The following is a 3,434-nucleotide window of genomic DNA, read 5'->3' on the forward strand; positions in this document are numbered from 1 at the left end:
CGCTCGGCGGGCGCGGCGTGTTCGCGACCCGCCTGCGCGAAGCCCTGCTGGCGGGGGAGTGCGATGTGCTCGTGCACTCCCTGAAGGATCTGCCCACCGCGCCCGCGCCGGGGCTCGTGATCGCGGCGACGCCGGTGCGGCAGGATGCCCGCGACGTCGTCATCACCCGGGACGGCACGTCGCTCGCCGACCTGCACGGCACCGTCGGCACCGGGTCGCCGCGTCGCATCGCCCAGGTGCACCAGTTCAACCCGCGGGTCTCGGTCGCCGACCTCCGCGGCAACGTCGACTCCCGGCTCGGCCGGGTGCGCAGCGGCGAGCTGGATGCCGTCATCCTCGCCGCCGCCGGCCTGAACCGGCTGGGCGACGCGGATCCGCTGAAGGGCCTGCAGGTCGAGGAGCTCGGCCTCGCGGAGTGGCCGACGGCTCCCGGGCAGGGCTCACTCGCCGTCGAGGTGCGCGAGGATTCCGAACTCGTGGCGATCGTCGCCGCGCTCGACGATGACGCCACCCGCACCGCGATCACGGCGGAGCGGGCCGTGCTCGCCGCCCTCGACGGCGGGTGCGCCGCCCCGGTCGGCGTGCACTCGTCGGTGGTCGGCGACGGCCTGCGCATCCGCGCGATCGTCTACGCGCGCGACGGCGGGCGGCGGATCGGGGAGGACCGGACCTTCGCCCTGACTGAGGCGTATGCTCGGGAATCTGGCAGTGGCAACGGCGCGGATGCTGTCGACGGCGCGAACCCGACGCGTGCACAGCGCATGGGGTTCGATGTCGCCCGTCGGCTGCTCGATCGTGGGGCGGCCGACTTGGTACCACGAGAGTCGACCCCATGAACACACCTCCCCGCTCGCACTTCAGCTCTGACGTGCAAGGTTCCGCTGCGAACGCACCCAAGCCGCTCGCCGGCTGGCGGGTGCTCGTGCCCCGTGGCGGACCGTGGGGAGACAGCGTCGCGGCGACCCTGCGGGCGCAGGGGGCCGTGCCGGTGATCGCACCTCTCATCAACTTCGCGCCCACCGAGGATCTGCCCACCCTCGAGGCCGCGCTGAACGATCTCGCCGAGGGCCGTTTCGACTGGCTGACGATGACCTCCGCGACCACGGTCGACGTGCTGTTCGCCTACCGGGCCGTGATCCCCGCGCACACCAGGGTCGCCGCGGTCGGCGAGACCACCGCGGCCGCGCTGCAGGCCGTCGGCTACAAGGTCGACCTGGTGCCCGAGAAGGACAACTCGGCCTCCGGCATGGCCGACGAGCTCCTCGCGATCGAGCCGGAACCGCGCGACATCCTGACCCTGCGCAGCGAGATCGCGAAGCCCGTGCTCACCCGGCGGCTGATCGACGCCGGGCACCGCGTCCGCAGCGTGGTCGCCTATCGCACCGTCGGAGTGCCGGTCACCGAGCGCATCGCCGAGGACGTGGCATCCGGCCGCATCAACGCGATCCTCGTCACGAGCGGCTCGGTCGCCGAGCAGGTGCGGGCCCAGTTCCCGCACATCCCCGACAGCACGATCGTCGCCGCCATCGGGCCGCGCACCGAGCAGGATGCCGCTCGCATCGGCCTTCGGGTGGACGCGGTCGCCGCCAAGCAGACGATCGGCTCCCTCATCGACGCGGTCGGCCGCTTCACCCCGAAGGACCCCTCATGAGCTTCCCCGTGCACCGCCCCCGCCGTCTGCGCCAGTCGCCCGCCGTGCGACGGCTCGTCAGCGAGACCGACGTCGTGCCGCGCCGGCTCGTGCTGCCGCTGTTCGTGCGCGAAGGGCTCGCCGAGCCGTCGCCGATCAGCTCGATGCCCGGGGTCGTGCAGCACACCATGGACTCCCTGCGGCGGGCCGCGACGGATGCCGCGGAGGCCGGTGTCGGCGGCGTGATGCTGTTCGGCGTGCCCGCGGTGCGGGATGCGACCGGCTCCGGCGCGGACGACCCGGACGGCATCCTGAACGTCGCCACGGCCGCGCTCGCACAGGAGGTCGGCGACGCGCTCGTCGTGCAGACCGACCTGTGCCTGGACGAGTTCACCGACCACGGCCACTGCGGGGTGCTCGCCGCCGACGGATCCGTCGACAACGACGCCACCCTGGAGCGGTACGCCGCCATGGCGCTGGCGCAGGCCCGCGCCGGGTCGGCCATGCTGGGCCTTTCCGGCATGATGGACGGCCAGGTCGGGCATGTGCGCGCCGCGCTGGATGCCGAGGGCTTCACCGACACGCTGATCCTCGCGTACTCCGCCAAGTACGCGGGCGCGTTCTACGGACCGTTCCGCGAGGCCGTCGACTCGCAGCTGAAGGGCGACCGCCGCACCTACCAGATGGATCCCGGCAACGGCCGCGAGGGCATCCGGGAGGCGCTGCTCGACGTCGAGGAGGGCGCCGACATCGTCATGGTCAAGCCCGCGCTGCCGTACCTCGACGTGCTCGCCGACGTGCGGGCGTCCGTCGACGTGCCGGTGTGGGCGTACCAGGTGTCCGGCGAGTACGCGATGGTCGAAGCGGCCGCGGCGAACGGCTGGATCGACCGACGTGGCGCCATCCTCGAGTCGCTCACCGCGATCCGCCGCGCCGGCGCCGACGTCACCCTGACCTACTGGGCCGCCGAGGCCGCCCGCTGGCTGCGCTGAGCAGCTCCCATTTCCGCGGTCGTTGAGCGAGCGAAGCGAGACGAAACGCGGCGACACGAGAGAGACCGATGATCGACCGCAACGACACCCTGTTCGACAAGGCCCGACGGGTCATCCCGGGCGGGGTGAACTCGCCGGTGCGCGCGTACGGGTCGGTGGGTGGGGCGCCCCGGTTCGTGACGAGCGCGCAGGGCGCGACGATCACGGACGCCGCCGGGCGCACCTACATCGACCTGGTCGCGTCGTGGGGGCCCGCCCTCATCGGCCACGCGCACCCCCAGGTGGTCGAGGTGGTTCAGGATGCCGCTGCGCGCGGCCTGTCGTTCGGCGCCCCGACCGAGGGCGAGGTGGAGCTCGCCGAGCTGATCGCCGGTCGCGTGGTGTCGGCCGACCAGCATCCGATCGACCGGGTGCGCCTCGTCTCGACGGGCACGGAAGCGACCATGACGGCCATCCGCCTCGCCCGTGGCTACACCGGCCGCGACCTGCTGGTGAAGTTCGCCGGGCACTACCACGGCCACTCCGACGGCCTGCTCGCCGCGGCGGGCTCGGGCGTCGCGACCCTCGCCCTCCCCGGCTCCGCCGGCGTCCCCGCACCGATCGCCGCGCAGACCCTCGTTCTGCCGTACAACGACCTCGACGCGGTGCGGGAAGCGTTCGCGGTCCACGGCGACCGCATCGCGGCCGTCATCGTCGAGGCAGCCGCCGCGAACATGGGCATCGTGGCGCCGCTGCCCGGCTTCAACGCCGCGCTCGCGGACATCGCGCACGCGCACGGCGCCCTCCTCATCCTCGACGAGGTGCTCACCGGC

General features: G+C 73.1%; 4 protein-coding genes. All 4 read left to right on the forward strand.

Going from position 1 to position 3,434, the window contains the following annotated elements; all coding sequences use genetic code 11:
- Positions 1-836 (forward strand): hydroxymethylbilane synthase (gene hemC, locus VJR25_RS03965; protein WP_324112744.1); only part of this gene is annotated, 836 nt, incomplete at its 5' end.
- On the forward strand, positions 833-1,651 hold the full coding sequence (locus VJR25_RS03970; RefSeq protein WP_324112746.1) for a uroporphyrinogen-III synthase: 819 nt from the start codon (positions 833-835) through the stop codon (positions 1,649-1,651). The genes hemC and VJR25_RS03970, both read left to right, overlap by 4 nt.
- The gene (hemB, locus tag VJR25_RS03975; protein ID WP_324112748.1) at positions 1,648-2,622 is read left to right on the forward strand and encodes a porphobilinogen synthase; all 975 of its coding nucleotides are present in this window, start codon (positions 1,648-1,650) and stop codon (positions 2,620-2,622) included. Before VJR25_RS03970 ends, hemB begins: the two co-directional genes overlap by 4 nt.
- 68 nt (positions 2,623-2,690) lie before the next feature.
- Positions 2,691-3,434, forward strand: a 744-nt coding sequence (locus tag VJR25_RS03980; RefSeq protein WP_324112751.1) for an aminotransferase class III-fold pyridoxal phosphate-dependent enzyme, incomplete at its 3' end; no start/stop codon positions are given.

The sequence above is a fragment of the Microbacterium sp. genome, from assembly GCF_035277845.1.
GTDB lineage: Bacteria > Actinomycetota > Actinomycetes > Actinomycetales > Microbacteriaceae > Microbacterium.

What these genes read in the sequence shown, in the direction of transcription:
- VJR25_RS03970 (WP_324112746.1), top strand. Translation starts at nt 833, where the DNA reads ATGAACACACCTCCCCGCTCGCACTTCAGCTCTGACGTGCAAGGTTCC.
- hemB (WP_324112748.1), top strand. Translation starts at nt 1,648, where the DNA reads ATGAGCTTCCCCGTGCACCGCCCCCGCCGTCTGCGCCAGTCGCCCGCC.